25 protein-coding genes are annotated in these 25871 nt (G+C 53.4%); 11 read left to right on the forward strand and 14 right to left on the reverse strand.

Annotated elements, in window-relative coordinates:
• Positions 1-12 precede the first annotated feature (12 nt).
• The 8 genes from ccoS to RBT11_16090 all read right to left on the reverse strand — a co-directional run bounded on the left by ccoS (position 13) and on the right by RBT11_16090 (position 9336).
• The gene (ccoS, locus tag RBT11_16055) at positions 13-273 is read right to left on the reverse strand and encodes a cbb3-type cytochrome oxidase assembly protein CcoS (protein ID MDX9788293.1); all 261 of its coding nucleotides are present in this window, start codon (positions 271-273) and stop codon (positions 13-15) included.
• A 9-nt stretch (positions 274-282) separates the two neighbouring features.
• On the reverse strand, positions 283-1215 hold the full coding sequence (locus RBT11_16060) for a cbb3-type cytochrome c oxidase subunit II (protein MDX9788294.1): 933 nt from the start codon (positions 1213-1215) through the stop codon (positions 283-285).
• On the reverse strand, positions 1212-2591 hold the full coding sequence (locus RBT11_16065) for a cbb3-type cytochrome c oxidase subunit I (protein ID MDX9788295.1): 1380 nt from the start codon (positions 2589-2591) through the stop codon (positions 1212-1214). Before RBT11_16065 ends, RBT11_16060 begins: the two co-directional genes overlap by 4 nt.
• Before the next feature lie 27 nt (positions 2592-2618).
• Positions 2619-3167, reverse strand: a complete 549-nt coding sequence (locus RBT11_16070) for a cytochrome c3 family protein (protein ID MDX9788296.1) — start codon at positions 3165-3167, stop codon at positions 2619-2621.
• Positions 3167-4351: a hypothetical protein gene (locus RBT11_16075; GenBank protein MDX9788297.1), complete on the reverse strand. Its 1185-nt coding sequence runs from the start codon at positions 4349-4351 to the stop codon at positions 3167-3169. The genes RBT11_16070 and RBT11_16075 overlap by 1 nt, the downstream gene beginning before the upstream one ends.
• Entirely contained in the window at positions 4341-4850 is a 510-nt protein-coding gene (locus RBT11_16080) for a DUF3341 domain-containing protein (protein MDX9788298.1), read from the reverse strand. The genes RBT11_16075 and RBT11_16080 overlap by 11 nt, the downstream gene beginning before the upstream one ends.
• A complete protein-coding gene (nrfD, locus tag RBT11_16085) occupies positions 4840-6165 on the reverse strand; it encodes an NrfD/PsrC family molybdoenzyme membrane anchor subunit (protein MDX9788299.1) in 1326 nt (441 codons plus the stop codon). Before nrfD ends, RBT11_16080 begins: the two co-directional genes overlap by 11 nt.
• 228 nt (positions 6166-6393) lie before the next feature.
• Complete coding sequence (locus RBT11_16090) at positions 6394-9336, reverse strand: 4Fe-4S dicluster domain-containing protein (protein MDX9788300.1); 2943 nt, start codon at positions 9334-9336, stop codon at positions 6394-6396.
• A gap of 497 nt (positions 9337-9833) precedes the next feature.
• Between RBT11_16090 and RBT11_16095 the strand changes: the two genes are divergently transcribed.
• Together RBT11_16095 and RBT11_16100 are read left to right on the forward strand one after the other, a co-directional pair.
• A complete protein-coding gene (locus RBT11_16095) occupies positions 9834-10286 on the forward strand; it encodes a CBS domain-containing protein (protein MDX9788301.1) in 453 nt (150 codons plus the stop codon).
• A gap of 84 nt (positions 10287-10370) precedes the next feature.
• Positions 10371-11402, forward strand: a complete 1032-nt coding sequence (locus RBT11_16100; GenBank protein MDX9788302.1) for a DUF933 domain-containing protein — start codon at positions 10371-10373, stop codon at positions 11400-11402.
• A 50-nt stretch (positions 11403-11452) separates the two neighbouring features.
• Here the strand turns inward: RBT11_16100 and RBT11_16105 are convergent, their stop codons facing one another.
• From RBT11_16105 to RBT11_16115, 3 genes are all read right to left on the reverse strand, one after another.
• Positions 11453-12673 carry a glycosyltransferase family 4 protein gene (locus RBT11_16105; GenBank protein ID MDX9788303.1) on the reverse strand — a complete coding sequence of 407 codons (1221 nt, stop codon included), beginning with the start codon at positions 12671-12673 and terminating at the stop codon, positions 11453-11455.
• 50 nt (positions 12674-12723) lie between these two features.
• Complete coding sequence (locus RBT11_16110; protein MDX9788304.1) at positions 12724-13938, reverse strand: methyltransferase domain-containing protein; 1215 nt, start codon at positions 13936-13938, stop codon at positions 12724-12726.
• 272 nt (positions 13939-14210) lie between these two features.
• Positions 14211-14381, reverse strand: coding sequence for a hypothetical protein (locus tag RBT11_16115; protein ID MDX9788305.1), 171 nt, complete (start codon positions 14379-14381; stop codon positions 14211-14213).
• 217 nt (positions 14382-14598) lie between these two features.
• Here RBT11_16115 and RBT11_16120 point away from each other — a divergent pair, with 217 nt between their 5' ends.
• The 3 genes from RBT11_16120 (at position 14599) to RBT11_16130 (ending at position 15970) form a co-directional block, all read left to right on the forward strand.
• The gene (locus RBT11_16120) at positions 14599-15093 is read left to right on the forward strand and encodes a rubrerythrin family protein (GenBank protein MDX9788306.1); all 495 of its coding nucleotides are present in this window, start codon (positions 14599-14601) and stop codon (positions 15091-15093) included.
• Between the two features lie 147 nt (positions 15094-15240).
• Positions 15241-15687 carry a flavodoxin domain-containing protein gene (locus RBT11_16125; GenBank protein ID MDX9788307.1) on the forward strand — a complete coding sequence of 149 codons (447 nt, stop codon included), beginning with the start codon at positions 15241-15243 and terminating at the stop codon, positions 15685-15687.
• Between the two features lie 61 nt (positions 15688-15748).
• Entirely contained in the window at positions 15749-15970 is a 222-nt protein-coding gene (locus tag RBT11_16130; GenBank protein ID MDX9788308.1) for a rubredoxin, read from the forward strand.
• Positions 15971-16106: 136 nt separating this feature from the next.
• Here the strand turns inward: RBT11_16130 and RBT11_16135 are convergent, their stop codons facing one another.
• Positions 16107-16499, reverse strand: coding sequence for a universal stress protein (locus tag RBT11_16135; protein MDX9788309.1), 393 nt, complete (start codon positions 16497-16499; stop codon positions 16107-16109).
• A 189-nt stretch (positions 16500-16688) separates the two neighbouring features.
• The gene (locus RBT11_16140; GenBank protein MDX9788310.1) at positions 16689-16868 is read right to left on the reverse strand and encodes a hypothetical protein; all 180 of its coding nucleotides are present in this window, start codon (positions 16866-16868) and stop codon (positions 16689-16691) included.
• A gap of 191 nt (positions 16869-17059) precedes the next feature.
• Between RBT11_16140 and RBT11_16145 the strand changes: the two genes are divergently transcribed.
• From RBT11_16145 to RBT11_16160, 4 genes are all read left to right on the forward strand, one after another.
• Entirely contained in the window at positions 17060-17338 is a 279-nt protein-coding gene (locus tag RBT11_16145; GenBank protein MDX9788311.1) for a hypothetical protein, read from the forward strand.
• 161 nt (positions 17339-17499) lie between these two features.
• Positions 17500-17808, forward strand: coding sequence for an isoamylase early set domain-containing protein (locus tag RBT11_16150; GenBank protein ID MDX9788312.1), 309 nt, complete (start codon positions 17500-17502; stop codon positions 17806-17808).
• 463 nt (positions 17809-18271) lie between these two features.
• Positions 18272-20677, forward strand: coding sequence for a 3-hydroxyacyl-CoA dehydrogenase/enoyl-CoA hydratase family protein (locus RBT11_16155; protein MDX9788313.1), 2406 nt, complete (start codon positions 18272-18274; stop codon positions 20675-20677).
• A gap of 21 nt (positions 20678-20698) precedes the next feature.
• Positions 20699-21877 (forward strand): thiolase family protein, encoded by a 1179-nt coding sequence (locus tag RBT11_16160; protein ID MDX9788314.1) that lies wholly within the window; start codon positions 20699-20701, stop codon positions 21875-21877.
• A gap of 55 nt (positions 21878-21932) precedes the next feature.
• Here the strand turns inward: RBT11_16160 and RBT11_16165 are convergent, their stop codons facing one another.
• Positions 21933-23099, reverse strand: a complete 1167-nt coding sequence (locus tag RBT11_16165; protein MDX9788315.1) for an iron-containing alcohol dehydrogenase — start codon at positions 23097-23099, stop codon at positions 21933-21935.
• Positions 23100-23502: 403 nt separating this feature from the next.
• Here RBT11_16165 and RBT11_16170 point away from each other — a divergent pair, with 403 nt between their 5' ends.
• Together RBT11_16170 and RBT11_16175 are read left to right on the forward strand one after the other, a co-directional pair.
• Complete coding sequence (locus RBT11_16170) at positions 23503-24666, forward strand: iron-containing alcohol dehydrogenase (protein MDX9788316.1); 1164 nt, start codon at positions 23503-23505, stop codon at positions 24664-24666.
• Entirely contained in the window at positions 24666-25871 is a 1206-nt protein-coding gene (locus RBT11_16175) for an ATP-binding protein (GenBank protein ID MDX9788317.1), read from the forward strand. Before RBT11_16170 ends, RBT11_16175 begins: the two co-directional genes overlap by 1 nt.

Below are 25871 nucleotides of genomic sequence, written 5' to 3' on the forward strand. Positions count from 1 at the left end.
TCACGACTCCTTTTATGTTGCGCTCATCAGGGCAAAGATAAGCACCGCGCCGCTGGAAAGAAGCCCCGCGCCGGCCAGAAAAAAAAGCGCGTATATTTCCAGACGCTTCCATCGTGAAGCCCTTGCCGGTGCCGAGGGCATTCCTTCTTCCAGTGGAAGAAACCGCGCCCGCTGCTGATCCTGAAACTGCCCGTTTTTTAAGGCCCAGATAAAAACAATCAGGCTTAAGGCAAAACCGACGACGATATACGTGATGAAATACGGAAAATACATTCGATCCTTCTATGGTTCATACGCCGCATCGATACCGCGAGGCTTGGAGTTGGCATCGCTCCGGTCGATAAAATAAACCGCCACGAAATTACCCACATCCCAAATTTTTTCGGACTCTAGCTCCCGCTTGAAATAGGGCATGGCCGTTCCGGTGATGCCGTTCATAATTTGGTAATACAAAATGCCGCCTGAAATTTCACGATTTTTAAGCAGCGTGAAATTAAAGGGCGGTGGATAAAGATAAGGCTGGGCCGGGCCCATGCCATCTCCGATGGGGCTGTGGCACCCCATGCAGTTGTCCTGGTATATTTTATGCCCCCTGGCCAAACCGGCTGAACTGGTGGGATAGGGATTGGGAATATCCCGCCACCCTTGCGGAATATGGGTATTCAGCCAGGCCACGTTCGCATCGGGTCCCGCCTCATAGGCATCCACGCTTTTTTTCTTCCATTCCAACTGCCGCGTCACGCGATGATCTGCGTCCTTATAGCCCAGGCTTTGCACATAAGCAGTCAGCAGGTTGATTTTCTTCAGGCCCAACGGCGCAAAAGCCGGCATGATCGAAAGCGGGCGGGTATTTCTGGGGTTCATGAAATGCGCGACATGCCAGTCATCCGGATGCTCGCCCCCTTCCTGGCTTAAGTCCGGCCCGGTCCGGGCGGAGCCCAAAAGAATCGGCTGATCCAGCACGTAGTCGCCCGCCTGCGCGATCCGCTCCGCGCCAAGCCCCCAGTCGATCGTACGAATCGACTGGCTGTGACAATAAACGCATCCATTTTCAATATAAAGGAGGCGCCCCTTTTGCTCGTCGCTCGTCCGCACCCGAAAAATATCGGACGGTAAATCATTTCGCGTAGCATAGGGCAGCACCACCGCAATCAACACCACCGCCGCCAGAATGATCAGTGAACCGAACACAACGGATTTTGCGGTCATTTTCATCGGGAAACCTCACCGGGTCGAATGACAATGGAGCAGACGACATTATAGAGACCCACCAGCGCGCTCACAAAAAGGATCAGCCCCAAAGAGGCACGCAGGACATAATACATATGAATCTCGGCCAACACCCGGTACACGGTCTCGCCATTGATCCAGGCCTCACCCTGAATCAGTCCCGCGATGGTAAGCACCACGGTAAATCCGACCACGCCGATCAGCACCAGCCAATATTGCAAATCCGCCAGAAAGCGGCTGAACAGGGGACGGCCTGTGATTTTCGGCAGCACATAATACATACCGCCCAGGGCGATCATGCCGGCAAAGCCCAGCACGCCGATATGCGCGTGCGCGATGACCCAGTTATTGAAATGGGTCACCCGTTGCACCTGGGGCAGCGCCATCATCGATCCTTGAATGCTGACAAAAAAATACATGATCGTTCCGGTAAACGCAAATTTGGCGCCGATATCCGCATGAATCTCGCCGAGCTTTCCCTTTGCCGTAAACCAGATATTCAGCAAAAACGCCATAACCGGAATCACCATGGCGATACTGTCCACAATAGAAATGACCTTGAGCCAGGTCGGCACCGGAACTTGCAGCAAATGGTGGGTGCCGATATGCGTATAGATCACCAGCAGGGACCAGAACCCCAGCAGCGACAAAGTATGGCTGTAAAGGGGGGCACGACACGCCCGGGGAATAACGTAATACACCACGCCGGCACTTAAGGGCGTCAACAGCAGGCCAAAGATATTATGCCCGTAAAACCATAAGAGAATGGCATCCGGAATGCCCGCCAGCGCACCGGTGTGAGGCTGCCAGATCACATTACCGAGCGCGTAGGTAACGACTGTTAAAATAACACCCGCACAAACATACCAGACGGACACGTAGAGCAGCGGTTCGGTCCGCTGCTTGACCGTCATGATCAAATTAAAGAAGACCAGCCCGAAAGCGGCCACCACCAGAATATCCAGCGGCCAGATCAACTCGGCATATTCGCGGCCCTGCGTATACCCGGCGGACAGGGAAACCACCACGCCCACCAGCAGAATATTCCAGGCCACGACCGTGACGACACCCAAAGAATCACTATAAATTTGAGTCCGCAGCAGTTTCGGCAGGTAATAAAAAGCGGCCCCCAAGAGACCCGGCGTGACAAACCCGAACAGCACGATATTGATGTGAATGGGCCGAATCCGGCCAAAGGACAACCACACCAGGTGTTTGGTCAGATCCGGCGCAATGAGTGCCATGGCGCCCAAAAGCCCCATCAAGGTACCGACGCACATCCACACCGCCGAAGTAAGAATAAACCCCAGGGCCGTTCGGTGCGCTTCAGGCAAGGGATTCGAAGAGATGACTGCGTTCATTGGGTTCCTTGGGTTTTTTAAGTTTCCTTAACTGTGACACGCCAACCAGCAATCCACGTTGGCCTTTTTCTCCCGATGGCACTCCAGGCAAAAGCCCATCTCAAAGCGATTGGACGGCAACCGGTCCACCGTTTCCACCAGCCCGTGGCAGGACTGACAGTCAATCTCCTTTTTAATGTGCCGCTCGTGATTAAACAGCACATGCTCGGACAAGTAATTGACTTTCAGCCAGGGCGTGGGCATGCCGGCATTGAAATACCGATGCTCCTTTTGAATCTCAGGATGATTGGCAATGATGTAATTGTGGCAAAACAGACATTTTTCCACCGGCGGCAGACCGGGATGCACGGACCGGTTCACATAGGGATGGCAAAACCGGCAATCGATCTGTTTCACGCCGGCATGCACCCGATGGCTGAACGCAATGGGCTGCTTGGGTCCGAGTCGGCCGGCATAGGGCGTATAAAAGAGAAACAAAAAAGAGAGCACGAGAAAACAACAAGCCGCCATGAGGATCAGCAACCACTTGTTGACGCCGATAAATCGCCGGGTATTGGAAATAAAGGAAAACGGCATCAATGCGCCTCCTGATGCACCCCGGGGGCCTTCTTAAAAAGAACCAATTCCGGAAACCGATTGAGAAAACGGGTTACGGCCCCCGTCATCAGCCCCAAAAACCCCAGGGAAATAAGCACATCGCTCACCCCCAGCGGCAGCACCGCCGCATGGGGGAAAAGGGCCGGCCCCACCAGCAGCAGGTGCTCCAGCCAGATGCCCACCAAAATAACACTGCACAACACGCTCATGGCCACCGGTCGAGTTTTTATTTTTTTGTTCAACAGAATACAAAACGGCAGTACAAACGATATGATAAATACGGCCCAAGCCAGCGGCTGCCAGGGCGTCACCATGGTCCGCGCAATGACATAACCACTTTCCTCGGGAATATTGCCGTACCAGATCACGACCAATTGGCAATAGAAAAAGTCCGCCCACACCAGGCAAAAGCCGAAGAACAGCTTTCCCACGTCATGAAAATGCGCGGGCAGCAGCGCGACGGGACGATTCGCCTTTTGCTGCACGATAGCGGCCAAGATGATCAGGCCGGCCAGGCCGACATAAAACGCCTTTATAAAGGTATACGCGCCAAACAGGGTGGAATACCAGTGGGGATCCAGACTCATGACCAGATCAAAGCCGATCAGCGATAATACCAAAGCAAAGGAGATGATATACAGCACGGCGAAAAGGGTTTTCCGGGATGTACGGCTCACGCCGGCGCCGGAAGCCGCTTCATCTCGCTTTCCCTTCAGTGAGCAGAAGAGATACGCCAGTCCGATCCCGTATAAGAGTATAAGCCCCACCGCATTCCGCGTCATCAGAAAAGGCAGGTTCAGCCAGACCTCTTTTCCGTGCAAATCCGCGTGCATCCAGGGGAACACATGCTTTGCGCCGAACGCCAGTATCAGAAACAACAGAAACGAGACCGGGAAAAACCCGGCAAAGGCTTCGGCCAAACCGGCCATGGGGCCGCTCCAGCGGGCGCGGGTCACATGCATCAGCGCGGAAAATAAAAAAGCGCCCTGAGAAATCGCTGACCAGAGGAGAAAATTAATCAGATAGGCTTGCCAGGCCCGCTCCGGATGCGGGCCGGCGGCCTGAATCAAAAATGCAATTCCTCCCAGGACCGCCAGCAAGGCCGATACAAACCACACCGGCCGGAAGTGAATCACGGGCATGCCGGAAACATCAGGTGTCATAACACCTCGCTTCGCCGCCGTTTTGCTCCACAAAGGCCAACAGCGCCTCCTGCGCACCGGGCTCGCAGGAAGCCAGCAATCCATAATGGGCGCCGGATAAGCGCTCATCATAGTGGGTTAATGCCCCGCGCGCCGGCAAACGGGCCTGCGTCATCATGCCGATGATGTTGCCGAATACGGCAAAAAGCACCGTAAATTCGAACCCGACGATAAAAAACGGCACCAGGGCCACGACCGGCTTTCCGCCCACCAGCAGGTTCCAGCGCGTCGCCGTAAAGGCGGCCAGCAGAAATCCGACAAAAAAGCCGATGATGCCCCCGGCCAGGGTGAAATAGCCCACCGCGCTTTTTTTCAGTTTCAGGGCTGCTGCGATTTTTTCACTGGGTATCGGTGAATGCACACGGTCGATTCGCCAAGGCAGGGTTGCCATGGCCCGAATGGCTTCAGCGGCCCGGGCGTCGTCCTTAAAAAGCCCCATGACATATTTTCTATCCGCCATGTGTGCCTCCCTGATGCACCATCTCTTTGAGTTCCGTTGTGGACATGGACGGCATGTGTTTGACAAACAGGATAAAGAGCATGAAAAAAAGGCTGAAACTGCCCAGCATGATACCGATTTCAATCCATGTCGGCGCATAATGCCCCCAGGCATGGGGAATAAAATCATGCGCCACGCTGGTGATGATAATAACAAATCGCTCAAACCACATGCCGATATTGATCAAAATGGAAATGCCGAACAACCACCCCAAATGGGTTCGGATTTTTTTGAAGAAAAAGAGAAGCGGAACGACGGCATTGCACACGAACATGATCCAAAACCCAACCCGATAGGCACCGGTGGCCCGGTAGGTAAAGATGGCGGCCTCCATGTCGTTGTGACTGTACCAGGCGATGAAAAACTCGGTGGAATAGGCAAACCCCACGATCAAGCCGGTCAGAATAATGGTCTTGGCCACGTTTTCCAATACCTGCAGGCTGATAAAGCGTTCATAGCGAAAGATTTGGCGAAGCGGAATCATGAGGGTAATCACCATGGCAAGACCGGAGTGAATGGCGCCCGCGACAAAATACGGCGCAAAAATGGTCGTATGCCAGCCGGGCACCACGCCCAGGGCAAAATCCCAGGAGACCACGGAGTGCACCGAGATTACGAGCGGCGTCGCAAGGGCCGCGAAAAAAAGATAGGCCCTGGCATAATGGCGCCAGTGCTCGTGGCTGCCGGTCCAGCCCAGGGCAAGGATGCCATATATCTTTTTCCGCGTCCCCTGAGCCCGGTCCCGCACCGTGGCCAGATCGGGCAGCATGCCCGTGTACCAGAAAAGGGAACTGACAGTCAGATAGGTACTGATCGCCACCACGTCGAACATGAGGGGGGATTGAAAGTTGGGCCACAGGGTCCGTTGGGTCGGAACGGGCAGCATGTAATAAACCATCCATACCCGGCCCAGATGAATAAAGGGGAAAAGTCCTGCCGTGCAGACGGCGAACACGGTCATGGTTTCCGCAGCCCGCGCAATCGGGTTTCGCCAACCGGCCCGAAAGAGATGCAAAATCGCTGAAATCAGCGTCCCCGAATGCGCAATTCCAACCCAAAACACGAAATTGATCAGGTAGGTCCCCCAGGCCACCGGGTTGTTCTGGCCCCCAACGCCGATCCCTACGAAAATCTGATACGCCCAGCAGGCGCCGCCCAGTAAAACACCTCCGAACAACGCCGCCACGATCAGCCAGTACCCCCGGGTCGGCGGCTGCAAGGTATCGAGCACGGTCTGATCGATCTCGTCAAATGTGATTACAGCCTCATCCGTCATTGATCACCTTATGCAAGGTCCGCTTTATCGTGAACGTGAACGTACACGTGCTCGTGAACGTGAACGGTTCTTAACATCAACGCGCTCTCTTTCGAGATAGAACCATATGCTTCAACAAATCTTCGCCGCCATCATCCAAAAAAATCAAAAGTTCATTCCGCGGTCCAGTACACAGACCTCTTTCGTGCACGTGCACGTGCACGTGTACGTGTACGTGTACGTTTACGTTCACGAAACAGCCAACACCTTTTTCAAGTAAATAACCGCCGGCTTTGTATTCAGATACCCCATCACCTGATAGGCGCGGGGATCAGCCACCAGCCGGCGAACGCGGCTTTCGGGATCCATCAGGTTGCCGAAAACCAGCGCATCCGTGGGACAGGTCTGCACGCAGGCCGGCACGACCTCGCCGTCGCGAATACCCCGATTCTCATTTTTCGCGACCCCATGGGCGGCCTTGATCCGCTGAATGCAAAAGGAGCATTTTTCCATAACCCCCTTGGCGCGGACCGTGACATCGGGGTTTAATTGTTTTTCAAGCGGGTGGGGCCACTTCCAGTCAAACCAGTTGAACCGCCTCACCTTATACGGACAGTTTTGCGAACAGAACCGGGTGCCGATACACCGGTTGTACACCTGGTTGTTAAGCCCCTCCTTGGAATGGTGCGGCGCGTACACCGGGCAAACCGGCTCGCACGGCGCATTGTCACAGTGCTGGCACATCATGGGCAAAAAAATGATCCGGTGCGGATCTTCCATGTCGTGATATCGCTCCACGCGAAGCCAGGACATTTCCCTTCCTTCCAGAATACGTGCCTCGCCAACCACGCCGAGGTTGTTTTCCGCATAACAGGCCGCCATACAGGCGCCGCAGCCGATACACCGGTCCAGATCCACCACCATGGACCACCGGTACCCCTCGTGTCCATGGGGCGGGTAAAAATCCCGCTCCGGCGAATAGCCTTCGGGCAACGGCAAGGTCAGGGGAAAATCATTCATGGTCAGCCCGACCTTGTGCGTAGAAGCGCCGCCCTTTTCCGGATGAGCGGCGGCCCGGGGTTTTTCGGTATACAACGCAATTTTCCGGCCATGCTGAATTCGGCTGCCGTCCGTATGGGCAAGCACCGCGGACCGGCCGGTTGGTTTCACGCTGACCCGGCAACCGCTCAAAGCGGTCTCCTCGGTCGCAGCCTTTTCCGGCAGCAATACCGCCGGGTTAACCCCCGAGTGCCCCTGCCCCATGCTCATCACCAACGCTTGCGGATGGACCCCTTCCGTTTCATACACGATGGCATCCATTTCGCCAAAAGCCGATTGAATCCGCACCACCGATTCGTGGGCCAGCCCGTTTTGGGCCACCGCATGCGAGTGCATGAGCACCGGGCTTTGCCAGGCCACTTTGGTCAATGGGTCCGGCACCTCGCACAACCAGGGCTTATCGGCGCCACGGCCATCAAAAAACCGAATGGAAGGGGCGGTCATGAACACCAGTTGCGAAGCAGCGTCCGAATTGTCTTTCAAGCCGGAGATATCGGATAAGCGAGCCAACACCGTCTTCCAATCGGGCCTGATTGTGAAAACGCCTTCCGCACCGTTTTCACCGCGGTCAAATAGCCCTCCCTGCCGTACGGCTTGAACCCACTGCCTTTCATTTGACACCACTCCCGCAGCCTTGAACCGGGCCTTGATATAGGAGAGAAAATTTTCCGAGGGCTTTTCTTCCGGATAGGCCAGCTTTAAGAATAGATCACCCAATCCCGGCGCCCGTGTTTGGGGCGCCATAACCGGTTGAAGAATGCCCTGAATGCCGCGCCGGGCACCATACTCGTCCCAGGCTTCAAGAGAATGGGCAAGCGGAATGACCAGATCGGCCGATTGAGCGGTATCATTCATACAATCGGAAAAGCTGACCACAAAGATATCCTTCCGTTCCAGCGCCGCCGCGATTTTCGCGGATAGAGGCAGGGAACCCACCGGATTCACACGGTTCAGCAATAAAAGCGACGGTGGCTCCCGGTTCAGCCGTTCGAAAAACCCCATTGCCTTTTCAATCGGCGCCGCCATGCCAACCCGATGCGGATGATCGAAATCAATCAAGGTCAGTTCCGGATCAAGAATCAGGTTCAGCAGGTTTGCCGCTGAATGGACCAGCGACCCGCGCTTGGCGTCGGCGAGCGCCCCCGCCCCCAACACCAACGGGGTTCGCGATGTTAAAAGCGCGCGAACGAGTTTCGTATACGCTTCTTGTTCAAGATCGCATCTCGCACAGACGGTTTCAGAAGAAAAGGACGCCACGGCCGTTTCAAGCGCTTTTCGAATGTCGGTTTCCAGCAGGCCTTTTCCGTTTTGCAGCATTTCACGAAGCAATCCCAGGGCCACCACCGCCTCAGTGCCGGGTTTACAGCAGATCCACTTATCCGCATTGGCCGCAGTAAGGGATTGGTGCGGGCTGATATGAAAAAAACATCCTTTTTTATCACCGGTCAGGGCATGCATGTTTTTAAACCGGCGGGCATAGAATACGGGAGAGAGCCAGGTTTCCAGAAAATCCGCGCCAAAGGAAATCAGAAGGTCGGCCTCGGCCATTCGATAAGCGGCCAGTTCGGCATGCCCGAAAACCGTTTTATTGGCGTCAATGAGTGCGTCATAGGTCAACGGCTCGTACACCAGCGGTGGACCGGCGTGCCATCTTTCCATTCCTCCGGATAAAAGCTGATAGAGACTCTCCCCGACGGTTTCCGTCACCATCCGCACGCGATCCAGCCCGCTTTTGGCGGCCATTTTCACTTTTTCACGAAGCATTCCCGCCGCCGCCTCGAAGCTGACGGTACGCCGGGAATTGCCGTCTTTCACTTGCGGCGCGGAAAGCCGGTCCGGATGGTATACGCCTTGAAGCGCCGCCTGGCCCCGCATGCACAGCTTGCCCTGATTGACGGGATGCAAGGGATTGCCCTCAATTTTAATGGCCCGCCCTTCCCTGTTTTTCACCAGAATGCCGCACCCGGCCGGGCACTCCCGGCACACGGATGCATACCAGGCGGCCTTACCCGTCACAAGATCATCGGTCGACCGCACCAGGGAAAAAAGATGCTTTTCCGTTTCGGAACCACAGCCGGCCGCAAACGCAAGGCTGCCCAGCCCGGCCATCTTTAAAAAGGTTCTTCTTTTCATCAGGTCACCCGGCTTACCGGAATCTTTACCATTTCACAAACAGTTCAATCGATTCTCCATCGCCGGCAGCAAGGCTTGGCTGAAAATAAACGGGCCGCGACGGACCAATTAACAAAAGTTGAGCCTTGATCATCGTTTCAGCCAATTTTCCACGGCAGGGAGGCCACGCTGGGGTGTTTTTGGAAGAGCGGCAGGCTGTTTGAGCGACAGCGAGTCCTGCCGGTCTGGAAAAAATACCCTGGCGTGGCTGAAACCATGAGCATGGCCAAAAATTGGCTCTCAGGAAATTGAAAAATATGAAAGTTTCAGTTGTTTTGTCAAGGTACAAAGCAAATTCCCTTCCGGGCAATGGCATCTCTATATTAAAGCCGCGGCATTAGCGGCGCCGTGAAAAGGGGATCAGATTCCGGCTTGACATGCCAAAGTCCAAGAAAATATAGTGAAGGCAGAGCGGTATGTTCAAGCGGATCAACCCTCACTCATTTTAAGGAGCCCTTATGCTGACAGCCAAAGATATTATGACACCGGATATCATCACCTTGTCGCCCGATCTTGAAATCGGGTTGGCCGCCAAATACCTGCTGGAAAAGCGGATTAACGGTGCGCCGGTGGTGGACGCATCCGGGAGCCTGGTAGGTATCCTTTGTCAAAGCGATCTGATCGCGACGCAAAAAAAGCTCTCCCTGCCCTCTTTGTTTACCTTGCTGGACGGCTTTATCCCCCTTCGGTCCGCCAAACAAATCGAGAGTGAATTTAAAAAAATCGCCGCCCTCACGGTCGCACAAGCCATGACCAAAACGCCGACGACCGTTACCCTCGATACCCCCATCGATGAAATTGCCACCTTGATGGTGGAAAAAGGCTTTCACACCTTGCCCGTCCTCGATAAGGGAGCGCTTGTGGGCGTTATCGGGAAAGAAGATGTGCTCAAGACCCTCACCTCGACTTGATCCGGCGTTGCCTTTTTGTTTGCCATTCCCGTGCGCTGAGTATATGAAATCCATGAATTCACTATCTTCAGGGAGAAAAAGTATATGAAACTCGGCATTATCGGCTTATCGGGCTCGGGAAAAACCACGGTATTTGAAGCGCTCACGGGCAACCTATCCGAGAGCGGCCGAAAGGATGAGCCCCGCATCGGCACCATCCGCGTGCCGGACAGCCGAGTCGATGTGTTAAGCAAAATGTACCAACCCAGAAAGACCATCTTCGCGCAGGTGGAATATTTTCTTCCGGCAAAAACCGCGCAACAAAAGGAGAGCGGCAAGGGAGACGCCCTTTGGAATCAGGTTAGGGACTGCGATGCGCTCATTCATGTCATTCGAAATTTCAGCGGGTATGGTTTGGAAGCGCCCACGCCGGCCGCGGATCATTCGACCATCGAGCAGGATATGATTCTCACGGATCTCGTATCGGTGGAAAAGCGGCTGGAGCGACTGGGCCTGGATAAACAGCGGGGGAAAAAAACAAATCCCGAAGAGCTTTCCCTGCTCAATGAATGCCTCAAGCTGCTGGAATCTGAAAAACCGCTGCGAATCAACCCGGTCTTTGCGTCTTTACCGTTGCTAAGAGGCTTCACCTTCCTTTCCGCCAAACCGCTGCTCACTCTTTTCAACAATGCCGATGAAGATGATCGAATGCCGGACATCGAAAATAGCCTGCCCGAAGGAAGCTTACTGATCAAGGGAAAGCTGGAGCAGGAAATCTCCCAGATGACACCGGAGGAAGCAGCAGAATTTTTGGCCGAGTTCAACATCACGGCATCCGCCAGGGATCGGGTCATTCAGCGCTCCTATGAGCTGATGGGACTTATTTCTTTTTTTACGGTAGGAGAAGACGAGGTTCGCGCCTGGACCATTCGAAAGGAAACCGAAGCCGTGGAATCCGCCGAAGTAATCCATTCGGACATTAAAAAGGGGTTTATTCGGGCGGAGGTTGTGGCCTATGATGATCTCATGGCCGCCGGCACCTACGCGGAAGCCAGAAAAAGGGGCACCGTGCGCCTGGAAGGAAAAACCTATCTCGTGAAGGATGGCGACATCATCAATTTCCGGTTTAATGTGTAATAAAAGGCAACGCGTGAGGAAGGGTCCGTTTGCGCCATCTCGCCCGTCCATCATGTGAGGCTTTGGTAAATACGCTCAATCCGATCAAACACCCGCGGCCAGGTAAAGGGTTCCAGGAACCGGTTGATTTCATTTGCCGGGATGGCCGGTTCATTCAGAACAGCCTGAATCTGGAATTGAAGCAGTTCGGACAACCTATTCTCAAAGGCCTCTTCCGTTCCCGGAATCGGCCTATCCACCTGCCGCAATGGCGGCGTCGGTAGGGTCGTAACCCAAGGTGAAAAATCGGTTTGAAATAATTCCTGTACCCCGGGAACCTCGGTCGCAATCACCCGGCATCCGCAGGCCATGGCTTCCAGCAGCGCCAGGGGCAAGCCCTCAAAAAAGGAGGACAGGATGAACACATGGGCTTTTTGCATCGCGAAAGCCAGCTCGGGTTGCGACACGGCGCCGATAACAGTCACCCTATCCCCCAGCGTGAATGCCAGTTGCAGGCATTCCTCTTTTTCCGGGCCGGAACCGCCTCCGGCCAGGGTTAGATGCCAGGAATAATCTTTAATGGTGTGAAGCGCCCGAAGCAGATTCGGCAGACCCTTTGCCCGGCACAGTTTGCCGGCGTAAATCAGTTGCACCGGCGGCGGGACAGGTTTGTGGTCCGGCAGATTGAAAAGATCCCGGCAATAGCCAGCGCCGGTCACCAACACCCGTTCCGGTGGAAGACCGTGCATCGACAGGATTTCCTCCCGCTGAATCCGACTAAGCGCCAGGACCGCGTCCAGATGCTGAATAGCGGGACGGACCCACGCTTGAAGATGCGGACATGTTTCAAATTGCCGCAAATCCGTTCCATGGCAGGACGTAACCAACGGAAGATCCGGAAACAAACGCCGGACAAACGCCGTCATTAACCACAGGTGATGACTATGCAGGATATCGGGACGAAACCGGGCAACGGCGTTTTGAATCCGAAGTTCAAAACAGCGTTGATACCGGATTAATTCCGCCGGGGTTAAATCCCTGAAACGCCGATTGGGATACGGCATGACATCGCTCATGCCGGCAATGGGGAAAGGAAGATCCGCACCATTGAATTCCACAAATGAACAGGCGTCATCGTCGACATTCTCAGACACCCCCCGGTCGCCGGCATTGATTCCAGCGACCAGGAAATTCCCATGCCCCCTGGCGCGGGCTTCCCGCAACATCGCCTGCACATAGATCCCACTGCCCGTAGCGTCCGGCCGCTGACTCAAAAGATGTAAAATACGCATATTCGGATTGGCCTCCCGGCGGTTAGCTGTTCGCTTACGGCTTTTCCGGCTCAGGTCGTTGCGCCCTTTTCCCCCCATACGGCATACACCGGGTCGGCAAACCATATTTTCGGGAAGTATTTGTCATGCCGAGGGCGTGGCAATCCCCTTGCCGAAAAGGTTTGAATATCATGGAATACGCCTGATCGCAGGAAATATTCACTCACAAGGCCCATTCGTTCAAATTCGTGCAACATCGACCAGATACGAATCGCTTTCGGCGGAAACCACCGGTTTGAAAACGTCACAATGAATTTCCCGTTCGGTTTCAAAACGCGTCCGACTTCCTGAAAAACGGTGATCGGATCGATAAGATATTCCACGGAAACCGTGTTGATAACAGCATCAAAGCTCTCATCGGCATAGGGCAACCGGGGAGACTGATTTAAATTATGAACCGTAATATCCGTGAGAAGCGGGTTTTGATGCAACTCCAATTCATTGAGTCCAAGCCCAGAAAGCCGTTTTAACCGGACTTCGGGAATATGGGATTGCCAACTGCTCATCAGATCAAGCACCGCCATGTCATGCTTCAGAAACCGCCCGTAGGTGCTTTTAACCATATCAATGGCGGCATCGTCAAGGTGTTGCACCAACCGGGGGGTGGTGTAGAACAGCGCATCGTCCGTTTCATCCTCCCGTGCAAAGGGCCGTCCGAAGAAATAATCGGTCGCCATTCCCTCCCATCGTGCCTGCATTCCCGGACCATCGGCCAGGGTCTCCAACCAGTCGACACTGGCGCCGCCCCGCTCATCCTTTTTGGACTCAACCCGTCCGACCACCGCTGATACCATCAACTCTTTGCCGGCCAATGGATGGTTGAAATCCACGTCCATATGGCCGTTATCGACACCAACACAGCGAAACGGGGTGATGTTGGCCTTAAAAACACCGGGAATATCTTTTAAAAGCCCTTTTGGATAAAAACGTCCGGGCCGCGGCTCCGTATCCATCATCGAGTCGGCGGACCGGGCAAATTGCTCCTTGCCGATTTGAAAGATCTTCTTGGGATCCTTTGGCCAGGGTAAATCTCCGGACGGCAAAACCGCCTCCAGTCGATCCCCTGTTTGTTTTCCGGCCAGGTCCGCCGACAGGGCCGGGGGCAATATATCCCGCCACATGTTGACACGGCTTGCCATATACCACTCGGCGTGAGTCACAAAACGGCTTTTCCACTTCATGGTAAACACAAGATCGACCAGTTGATCTTCATATACTTTTTCCATTATACCCCCTTCTTTTCGATTACAGGCAACAAAACCAATTATGATCATTCGTTAAGCCGACCATCGGCGTCTTCAATTGATACTAACGATAGATACGAACGGGCGAATGACAATGCAGAAAAATCGGGTGGGTTATGTTAGGTTATTCCCCCCATTTTTTCTTTCTTGAACCCGTCGAAAATGGAATGTGCCACCCTCTCATGAGACATTATATGTATCATTTTCGTGATACATTTATATCTCATTAATATCGTTAATTATTTTCTATTCTCTCACATCAAATCGCCCATCGGCGCCCCTTGCTCTTTGATGCGGCAGCGATGGTTCAGCATTTGGTGGGTCACTCTTTTTGCTCTGAGTACAGTGGGTTCTACCGGTTGTGCCTTGAACCACAGCGGAATATGCCAGCGCCCGCGCTCCACCGTGAGACAATAATGTCTCATTAACATGCCCTATGACGATAGAATTTTTCCATTCAGCAATTTAACTAATTGTATTAACAATACTAATTTTTAAATAGGGGGTGCATGAAGAATTGGCATGACCTTTGATATTGATATAAAAGCAATAAAACATGATGATATGCGATAAGCCGTCGCAATAAGTGTGGACGATCGTGCATTACGCTTAATCACCCAAATTTAAAGGAGGAAATAACAAATGAGCCAATCTGAAGAGAACCTGCAGTCCGCTTTTGCCGGAGAGTCCCAGGCCAACCGGAAGTACCTCGCCTTTGCCCAACAAGCTGAGAAAGAAGGGTATAAACAGGTCGCCAAACTCTTCCGGGCCGCCGCTGAAGCCGAAACGGTGCACGCGCACGCCCATCTTCGGGTTCTTGGCGGCATCAAAACCACCGCCGAAAACCTCAAGGAAGCGATTGCGGGTGAAACCCATGAGTTTAAATCCATGTATCCCGAAATGATCGCACTGGCCAAAGCAGAAGGCGCCAAAGCAGCGGAGCGATCCTTCACCTTTGCCAATGAAGTCGAAAAAATACACGCCGCCCTCTATCAGAAGGCTCTCGACAATTTGGGCAAGACAGAGGACGTCGACTACTATGTCTGCTCGGTATGCGGTTACACCTGCGAGTCGGCAGCGCCGGACAAATGCCCGGTCTGCAACGCTGCTTCCAAAGCGTTTTCCAAAATCGCTTAGCGGCAGGGGAAAAACAGAGAGCCGCTCGATACCGGCATCTCGAACTGGACAATCCCGGTGTGGCGCACAAACTTTCGGGGCTTTTTTGAATGCCGTTCACAACGCGGTGAAAAATGAAAATAACCAAATCACGCTCAAGGAGGATAAATGAAAAAGATGCTGGTGGCTTATTACAGCAGAACCGGAAACACACAAAAAATGGCGGAGTTTATCGCCGAAGGAATCCGCTTCAGCGGAAACGAAGCCATATTGAAAAAGGTCTCAGAAATTAAGGACGCCAAGGAATTGGCGGGATATGACGGGTATGCCTTCGGATGCCCTACCTACCACAAAGATATGACGGCGGGAATGAAAACCTTCCTGTTTACAGCTGAAAGGGCCAATCTTCTCGGAAAGATGGGAGGCGCCTTCGGCTCTCACACCCATAGCGGGGAATCCGCGCCCATGATCTTCGATACCATGCTTTATGTGTTCAAGATGGATATGGTGGATCTTGGGCCGCTAAATTTGAAAGAAGCGGTGGTAGGGACTCAGGAGGGCAGCAAAGCTTGCCAGGAATACGGCAAAGCCATAGGCGAAAAATTCACCCGCTGATACACCGGTCGCAAAGCATGCGATCAACATCGGCAACCACCAAATAAATGAGGATGAAACGATGCCAACAGCTGAAGAAATGTATCAATGCCAAACCGTTAATTGCGGGTATATTTACAACCCGGAAAAGGGAGATCGAAAGGGGAAAATTCCAAAAAACACGAAATTTGAAGATTTGCCGGAAGATTGGAAGTGCCCGGTTTGCGGTGCAGGAAAACGAATGTTCAAACCCTTGGCGGGACCGGGTTCGGTAAGTGGCAGAGACCAGGGAATAGGCTCTTAAGCGGCAAATTTCGTTCCGTGCAACACTTCATTCATCACCCATCCCCATAAGAACGCAGCGGTATTCGGCATTGAAAAAACAAAAAGCGTCTGATGACGATTTGTCGACGTCAGACGCTTATTTTGGAATTCGGTAGTTATTTTACCACAACAATGGGGCACTCGCTGTTCAGAATAACAAATTGCGCGGTGGAGCCCATGAGAAATTTCCCCACTCGCGATCTTTTTCTGACCCCAAGTATCAACTCATCAATTTTGTGCTCCCGCACTAAATTGACCAAGTCCTCCCCTTGGGTCAGACTTCGGATAACCAAATGGGTTTCACAAACAAAGCCCGCATTCGTTAACCGCTCTTTAAGGCTTTTAAGCTCGCCTTCCGCCGCTTCAATCTCCGGCGTATTAAGCTCGGGGCTATGCGCGGTGAGCGTAAATACATGAATCTCGGCATTGAACGCTTTGGCATGAGCTTCGGCCACTTTCAACGCCTCTCTTGATCGATCGGAACCATTAAATCCAACGGCAATTCTCATGGCGGCACCTGATTCCCGCTTCGCGGGCATGCGTTAGGCTATCGGCTCAATAAAAAACCACTTCCCTATTATTTGTCATACGTAAGCGTTTCTGTTATCAAGTCCGTGCTAATTAAACAATTTCCTGTCCATATAAGAGGTTGCCCCCAGCAATGTCAAGCAAGAACTCCGCGGTTTATACCCCCGCTTTCATATTTTATTAGCCTTTGCATGACGCACCGTATTCGCCAAATCATCCTGAAAAATCGATTCATTGTTGATAATCAACACCTTGGCATCACCATAAGGTTCCCATGGCCGGCCCACCTTGCACCACCCGTGACCCCGTTGCAGCGCCATCTGCTTGAAATAAACGCCCGAACTACGCATTACTACCCAAACCGGATAGTGTTAAATGGCCTGTTGTGCCAATTGCCCACTGTGGCTCAATAGGCCTATATTGAAACATGTAGCCGATCCGGAATGGGAGAAACGGGCATTTCGCAACCACGACGAATCGGTTGGCTTCCGGTTTCATATTTTCCTTAAACATCGATAACACTCTATTAAGGAAAACGGCAATGGCAAAAAATTTTCGAATCGATACCAGAAATAGTGGTAAGCAATCTCTAAGCCTTCAATTATACGGCGATTTTGACGGGTCTTCCGCCTGGGATTTGCTGCAGGTGCTTCAAAAATACGCAAGGAAGTACGCCCGTGTGGCCATCAAAACCGATCAACTCCGGAATGTCAACAGCATCGGTTTCAAGATTGTCGCCTCCAAATTGGTTCGGCTGACCGCCGCCGGGACCCAAATTATCTTTACAGGAAAATACGAATCGGCTTTTTCCGGGGGGTGAACCTCATTACGGAAACACCCGCTCCGGAGTGCCACACCTACACACTACTGCCTATTAATTTTATAATAATTGGTTAATTGTACCGATTGCCCTATGGCGTATCAAAAGCGTATAAGTTAAAAGGCCTGTTTACCACCATGATCTCAACTCAGGGGAGCAAAATGAGCATTAAAAAACAGTATGTTAAAGATAAATCGACTTGCAAGGTAACCTTTCGGATTGATGAGCATATCAGCAACCGCGCGAAAACAGCCCATGTGGTCGGTGAGTTCAACAACTGGTCGACCTTGGCTACCCCGATGAAGCGTCTGAAAAACGGTGCATTTACCGTCACTCTGGACATGGAGAGTGGCAGGGAATATCAGTTTCGCTATTTGCTGGAAAAGAATCATTGGGAAAATGACCCGCAGGCCGATAAAGAGGTGGCAACGCCTTTTGGTGACAGCCGAAACTCGGTCATCATTCTTTAGAAACACCCGGGCAAAAGGTTAGTTCGGGGGACTGGATAAATACCGGCCCCCTTTCGCTTGCCATTCGAAAACACTCTCCGCTGCTACGGCACCCAACAAAAGCTAATCAGCGCCCTTGGTTTGATTGATTTTTTTACTTCCGTTTTTTTCTTCATTCGCTGAAGCATGCGCGCAAAGGAATTCTCCTTTCCCGCCGACATAACAACAAGCCGCTTTCAATCCTGTCGCCGGCCAGCACGTACCGAAATACGGAATCACGGTTGCCGGCGTGTCTCTTCGGCAAGTGGGTTAATCCGTTACACCCCATACCCGTTCGATGGTGCATACAATATGCTATCTTATTGATAATCATTGATTATAATTTGTTCATGATGCAATCAAATTGCATAATTTGCCCGACGCACGTATGATGATACCATTTCAGGGCTGAAACAGAACTCAACCAACCCAAACGGAGATTGCGATGATGAGAAAAATCAACCAGGCGGCCGTAATCGGCTCCGGCGCCATGGGCGGCGGCATCGCGGCACTGCTGGCCGATGCGGGAATTCAAACCTTGCTTCTCGATATCGTTCCCTTTGATTTGAAAGCAGAAGAAAAATCGGACCCGAAAGCCAGAAACAAAATCGTGAAGACCGGCCTGGACAACCTGCTTGCGGCCAAGCCGCCCGTCTTGATGCACCCACGGGATATCGAACGGATCACCATCGGCAACCTGGAAGACGATTTTGATAAGTTGGCCGCCTGCGACTGGATCATCGAAGTCGTGGTGGAAAACCTTAAAATAAAGCGGGCGCTGCTAAAGCGGATTGAAGCGGTTAAAAAACCCGGCGCCATTGTTTCCACCAACACCTCCGGAATTCCGTTGGCGGCCATGACAAAGGGACTCGGAAAGGCGTTTAAACAGCACTTTCTGGGCACCCACTTTTTCAATCCGGTGCGCTACATGCATCTTCTGGAAATCATTCCGGGAAAAGAAACGCGCGCCGAGGTTCTTCAGTTCATCTCCAATTTCGGCGAACACCGACTGGGCAAAGGGATTGTGCGGGCCAAGGACACGCCGAATTTCGTCGGAAACCGCATCGGCGTTCAGGGCGTCACCAGTGCCTTTCACCTGATGGCCGAAGAAGGGCTCACCATTCCCGAAGCGGACGCCCTGCTGGGCCCGGTACTCGGGCGCCCCAAAACCGCCACCTTCAAGACCGCCGATCTCGTGGGGCTCGATGTTCTGGGCCACGTCTGCCAAAACGCCTATGCGCTGCTCCCCGATGATGAGGCGCGCGCCTCTTTTTCGCTGCCGGAATTCATTCAAAAAATGATCGCCCAAAAGATGCTCGGCAACAAAACCGGGGGCGGATTCTATAAAACGGAAAAAGGGCCGGATGGCCGGAAAATCGCCCTGGTCGTCAACCCAAACACCCTGATCTATGAAGCCGTTGAAAAGCCGGAGTTCCCGTGTCTTCTCGCCGCCAAAAAGGCGGCATTACTGGCGGACAAAATAAAGGCCGTCGTTTACGGCGGCGATAAGGGCGCCCGGTTTGCCTGGCGCGTTCTGGCCGGATCACTGATCTATGCCGCCCGCCGAATACCCGAAATTGCCGGCACAATCGTTGAAATCGATAACGCCATGAAATGGGGGTATAATTTCATGCTGGGACCCTTTGAAGCCTGGGATGCCATCGGCGTGGCGGCGTCGGTGCGGAAAATGGAAAAAGAAGGGTTGGCCGTGCCGGATACGGTGAAGCAAATGCTCGCGGGTGGAAATGAGACCTTTTACAAAACTGAAAACGGCGTGATGTTCTATTTCGATTTTGCTTCCGGAGCATACAAAAAGGTACCGGCTGCCAAAGAGGCCCTTTCATTATTCCCGCTGAAAGCGGCGGGAAAAACCGCCCGAAGCTGCGCGTCCGCCTCTCTCATTGATCTGGGTGACGGCGTCTTTTGCTGCGAGTTTCATACGAAGATGAATGCCCTGAACGGGGAGTTGATCGAATTTATGCATGACGCGCTGGATTACACGGAAGAAAACGGCGTGGGCCTGGTGATCGGAAACCAGGCCGGCGGCACGCCGGGAGCCTTTTCCGCTGGCGCGGATCTGATGACGCTTGCCATGGCTGCACTGGCGGGAAAATTCGCCGACATCACGCACATGATTCGACGGCTTCAGAATATCGCACAACGCAGCCGATATGGCGCCTTTCCGGTAGTGGCGGCCCCGTATGGCATGGCGCTTGGCGGCGGATGCGAAGTGTGCCTGGGGGCCGACCGAATCGTGGCCCATACCGAACTATACATGGGCCTGGTGGAAATCGGCGTGGGACTGATTCCGGCCGGCGGTGGGTGCCTGAACCTGTGGAAAAAGTATTACCACAGCCTGCCCGAAAAAGTGACGGATACGGATTTAACCAAATTCGCAGTCCCCGCCTTGATGCAAATCACCACGGCCACCGTCTCCACCTCCGCAGCCGATGCCCGCGCCAATGGCTTTCTCGGGCCAACGGACCGAATCGTCTTTAATCGGGACCATCTGATCGGAGAGGCCAAAAAGGAAGTCCTTCGAATGGTGAGCGACGGATACGCGCCGCCAATTAAAAGGCCTATACGGGTTGCGGGAGAGGCCATTCAGGGCATGGTGAACGTTCAACTCTTCGATATGCTGCGCGCTGGTTTCGTGACGGAGTATGACGCGTTTCTCGCCCGTCGCATCGCCTATGTGATCGGCGGCGGAAATGTCCGCTCGGGCAGCGAGATTCACGAAGACGTCATTCTGAAACTGGAAGAAGAAGCCTTCCTTGATTTCCTGAAGGAAACCAGAACCCACCAACGCATCGAGCACATGCTGAAAACTGGAAAATCGCTGCGAAACTAAGCGAATAGGGAGGATACCGTCATGAGAGACGCCTATATTGTGACATCGGTACGGACCCCGGGGTGCAAGCAGGTAAAGGGAGCGTTTAAAGACACCCGCCCGGAAGACTTACTTTCCTTCATTTTGAGCGCCGTCGTGGAGAAAGCGGCCGGGCCGGCCCTCGCGGATGTGGAAGACATCATGGTGGGCTGCGCCTTTCCGGAAGCCGAGCAGGGAATGAATATCGGCCGGCTGGCCGCGCAGATCGCCGGTTTCCCGAACCAGGTCTCAGGGGCCACCGTTAACCGCTTTTGCGCCTCCGGCCTGGAAGCCATTGCGCTGGCCGCCCTTCGGGTTATGGCGGGCTGGTCGGACATCGTGATCGGAGGGGGTATCGAGTCCATGTCCTATATTCCCATCGGCGGGCTCGCACCGAGACCACATCCGGAATTTTCCCAAAAGCGAGCGGATCTGTATATGTCCATGGGGCTCACGGCCGAAAACGTGGCCAAGCGGTATGGAATTTCACGAGAAGCTCAGGATGCGTTCGCCTATGAATCCCAGATGAAGGCGGCCCACGCACAACAGAATCATCTTTTTACCGAGCTGATTCCCACACCCGCCACCCGGTTTACGGCCACGGAAACCGGCCCCTTTAAAAAAGAGACGGTTCTTCAATCCGTGGACGACGGGGTTCGGGCCGATACGACCCGGGAACGGCTGGCCGCATTAAAACCCGCCTTTGCCTCGGGCGGCACGGTCACTGCGGGAAACGCCTCTCAAATGACGGACGGCGCGGCCGCCACCCTGATGATGAGTGAAGCGAAGGTAACTCAATTCGGGCTCAAGCCGATCGCAACACTCAAAGGCTACACCACCATCGGGTGCAACCCCGACGAAATGGGGGTTGGGCCAAGATACGCCATTCCCAAGCTGCTGGATCAGGTCGGTTTGAAGATAGAAGATATCGGCCTGTTTGAAATCAACGAGGCCTTTGCCTCACAGGCACTTTACTGCATTCGGGAGCTGGGCATCGATTCCGCCAAGGTCAACCTTCACGGCGGCGCCATCGCGCTGGGTCATCCGCTCGGATGCACGGGCGCCAAGCTGTGCGCGACCTTGCTGTCCAATATGAAGCAAAAAGGGGTAAAATACGGGGTTGAGTCCATGTGCATCGGCATGGGCATGGGGGCTGCGGCCTTGTTTGAGCTGTGCGAATAAGGATTGAGGGGCCTGCCTTCACAGGCCCCATTAACCGGCTGCAACCAAGGCCGGGTTATAAAGCGTTTTTGTAAATCTGAATCACATCAGATAACGTGGGGCACCGGGGATTGGTCAAACCGCAGGCGTCTTTTTGCGCATTTTCCGCCATAATGAGCAGGTCTTTTTCCAGCACGCCCAATTCCTCAAGACCACCGGGTATTCCGACATCCTTGGAAAGGGTCTGAATGGCCTCGAGGGCCTTTTCCGCCGCCGCCCTGGCGGAGAACCCTTCTACTTTTTCGCCCATGGCTTTGGCGATATCCACAAACCGGTCTACCTTGGCGATCATATTATAGCGTTGCACATGGGGAAGCAAAATGGCATTGCAAACCCCGTGGGGCAGATCGTAAAAGCCGCCTAACTGGTGCGCCATGGCATGAACATGTCCCAAACTTGCGTTGTTAAAGGCCATGCCCGCCAGATACTGCGCGTAACACATCTTGTCCCGCGCCTCCATATCGCCGCCGTGCGCCACCGCCGCTCGCAGGTATTTCGCGATCAGTTCGATCGCTTTCAGCGCACAGGCATCGGTCACCGGCGTGGCAATGGTGGACACATAAGCCTCCACGGCATGGGTCAGCGCATCCATGCCGGTGGCCGCAGTCAACCCCGGCGGCATGCCCTTCATCAGCAACGGGTCATCAATGGCGACATTCGGGGTCACCCGCCAGTCCACAATCGCCATTTTCACCTTTCGACTCGTATCGGTAATGATGCAAAACCGCGTCATTTCACTGGCCGTACCGGCCGTGGTGTTGACGGCGATAAATGGGGGCATGGGGCGAGTGGAGCGATCCACGCCTTCATAATCCCGAATGTTGCCGCCGTTGGTGGCGACAATGCCAATCCCCTTGCCGCAATCATGGGAACTGCCACCCCCCAGAGAAATAATGAGATCACAGCCATGCTCTTGATACAACGCCAGCCCGGCATGGACGTTGTTGTCCGTGGGATTGGGATGGGTGTCCTCGAAAACCACCGGGGTTACCCCCACTTCCTTTTTGATCACATCGATGATCTGCGCCCCGATACCGGCCGCCATAATCCCTTTATCCGTGCAGATAAAGGGGTTGGTGCCGCCCAGCGTTTTGACCTGTTTTCCGATTTCCTTGTGCGCGCCGATGCCCATCAAGGTAACCGTCGGAATAAAAAAACCGAATACTTGTTCTCCTGTCGCCATAACGTCCCCCTTTTTAAAGTGCCCACCCGATTTGGGAGGAGCACAAGTTATGAGATGGTGAATGATTATCTACCCGCCATATTGCCACCCCTATAGCCGGAACAAAAAGCAAGATTGGGGCCAACCCCAAGGACAGGAGAAAAAATATTTTGGGTGAAAAACAATATTATAATTTGAATTCAGTATATTATCAGATTAATACCGTCCTGTTTTTTCAGCGTTATCATGGAGCAGTCGGCCGATGCGGGCAATGATACCGACCGCGGGTCGGGTCAGCATGACCCATTCGTTCGCGCACTTGGGTCAGCTTGATACGGTTGGGGTAGAGGTAACCACCCGAGGTCACAGGTAATCATTATCAAGCATAATCCATTGAAAATAAAGTAATCTTGACAATAAATACATGCAACTTCTATACAGAAGCATGGACGTCAGAAAATTCTCGATACCCGAAATCCTATTCGGCAGGGGAAGCCTGGCACTTGCCGCGCAGTGCGCCCGCCAACTCGGTGGGGAAAAGATATTTCTCGTCAGCGATGCCGGTCTGGAAAAAGCGGGCTGGGTACAACAGCTTTTCGATATTCTGAAGCGGGAAAACCTGGAATGGGTCTATTACGGCGATGTGGTCGCCAACCCGAGGGATTATCAGGTCAGCCGGGGGGCCAGGCTGTATCAAACCCACGGGTGTGACGTGGTCATGGCACTGGGCGGCGGCAGCCCCATGGACGCAGCCAAGGGCATTGCACTGGTGGCCAGCAATGGTGGTCGCGTCCATGATTACGAGGGCGCCAATCGCATTCAACAACCGCTGGCACCCATGGTATTTATTCCTTCCACGGCCGGCAGCGGCGCGGACATTTCCCAGTTCGCCATTATCAATGATATGCAACGGCACGTCAAAATGTCCATTATCAGCCGCACCCTGGTGCCCAATATTTCCATCATCGACCCCGGTTTACTCGAAACAAAGCCGAAACGGTTGATGATCGCTTCGGCCATCGATGCACTGGCGCATGCCGTAGAAAGCTATGTGTCACTCATTGCCAACAGCCTGACCGAAATTCATTCTTTAAAGGCTATCGACCTGATATTGGCCTGGCTTCCGGTAGCGCTGGAAACCCGCTCCCCGGAGGCATTGGAAAAACTCAGCCATGCCGCGACCTTCGCAGCCATGGCGTTTAGCAACGCCAGCCTGGGAATGCTTCATGCCCTGGCCCATTCCCTGGGGGGAAAACTCGATATCGTCCACGGATTGATCCACCCGGTATTGCTGCCGCATGTCATGCGCTATAATTTGCCCGCCTGCGAGCAAAAACTGGCGGACATCGGCGAAATCATTCTGGGAAAACGGTTGCGCAGTGACGCGCAAACCGCGCTTTCCGGCATTGAACGGCTCGAGACCTATTGCAAATCCCTGAATGTTTCGACCCGATTGCGGGAAATTGTTTCGGACCCGTCGGCACTGGAACCGGTTTGCCAAATGGCAACCCATGACACCTGTCTGCTGACAAACCCCCGGCCCGCTTCGTGGGAGGATCTGCTGGGCCTCTGTAAGGCTTCCTGGTAATGAAAGACTTACCCAATATCGAAGATTTGATCGGCATCGGCCATACCAAGCTCGGCTTTTTCAAGGAAGTGCAAGAGAAAATAAGTCAGCTCCGAGCCTCAAACCTGGCCCTGAACCGCGAACGGCAGCAAGTCCAGGCCATTCTGGACGGCATCGGGGATGTTATTGCGTTAGTCTCCCTTGATTTTACAGTCCGGGCGGTCAACCACAGCTACCATGGTATTTTTCCCCATTCCCATCCGGCCGACAAGACCTGCTACCAGATATTCCGCAACGGCTCATCCCCCTGCAAGGAGTGCCCGCTGGTCCTGGCAAGGCAAGAGAACCGTATTATCCGTCAAACCGCCATCATCCGCGTGGGTGAGCAAAACCGACAGTTTGAAATCACGGCCTCCCCGCTCAGAGACGCGAACCAGATACCAACAGATATCATTATCGTCAAACGCGATGTCACCCTCGAAAAAGCGTTTCAGGCAAAATTTTATCATGCTGAAAAGATGGCGACCATCGGGCTTCTGGCAGCCGGTGTCGCCCACGAAATCAACAATCCCCTGGCGGCCATCAGCGGATTCGCCGAAGGGCTTAAACGACGCATCGCAAAACTTGAATTTTGCACGGCGCAAGGCAAGGATATTCGCGAAGATTTTCAGGAAAATATCAACGTCATTCTGACCGAATGCAATCGTTGCCGGGACATCGTGCAGGGCTTATTAACCTTCAGTCCCCGGAAAAACACCGAATTTTCACCCGTCGATATTAACGATCTGGTGAAGGTGGTGTTGCGGTTGTTAAACCGCCAATTAAAGAAATTTTCCCGGGATTATGTGGTGCTGGCATTGAACGAGGCCCTTCCGGAAGTAAAGGGAGTCGCTGCGGAACTTGAACAGGTGATATTGAATCTGATGCTCAATGCCATGGATGCCACGCGGGAAAAAGGCCAAATCCTCATCCGTAGCGGATTTGACAAAGAAAATAGGGTGTTCCTGTCACTTGAAGACACCGGATGCGGCATTTCCGATGAAGATAAACCGAAATTATTTGAACCGTTTTTTACAACCAAGCCTGTCGGCAAGGGCATCGGCATCGGTCTTTCCACTTGTTATAACATCATTCAACAACACGGCGGGGAGATTCGCGTGAAAAGCAAATTGGGCAAGGGCGCCGTGTTCACGGTCCGGCTTCCCATTCCTCAGGGAGCGCCTTGA

It is taken from the genome of Desulfobacterales bacterium, assembly GCA_034003325.1.
GTDB lineage: Bacteria > Desulfobacterota > Desulfobacteria > Desulfobacterales > JAFDDL01 > JAVEYW01.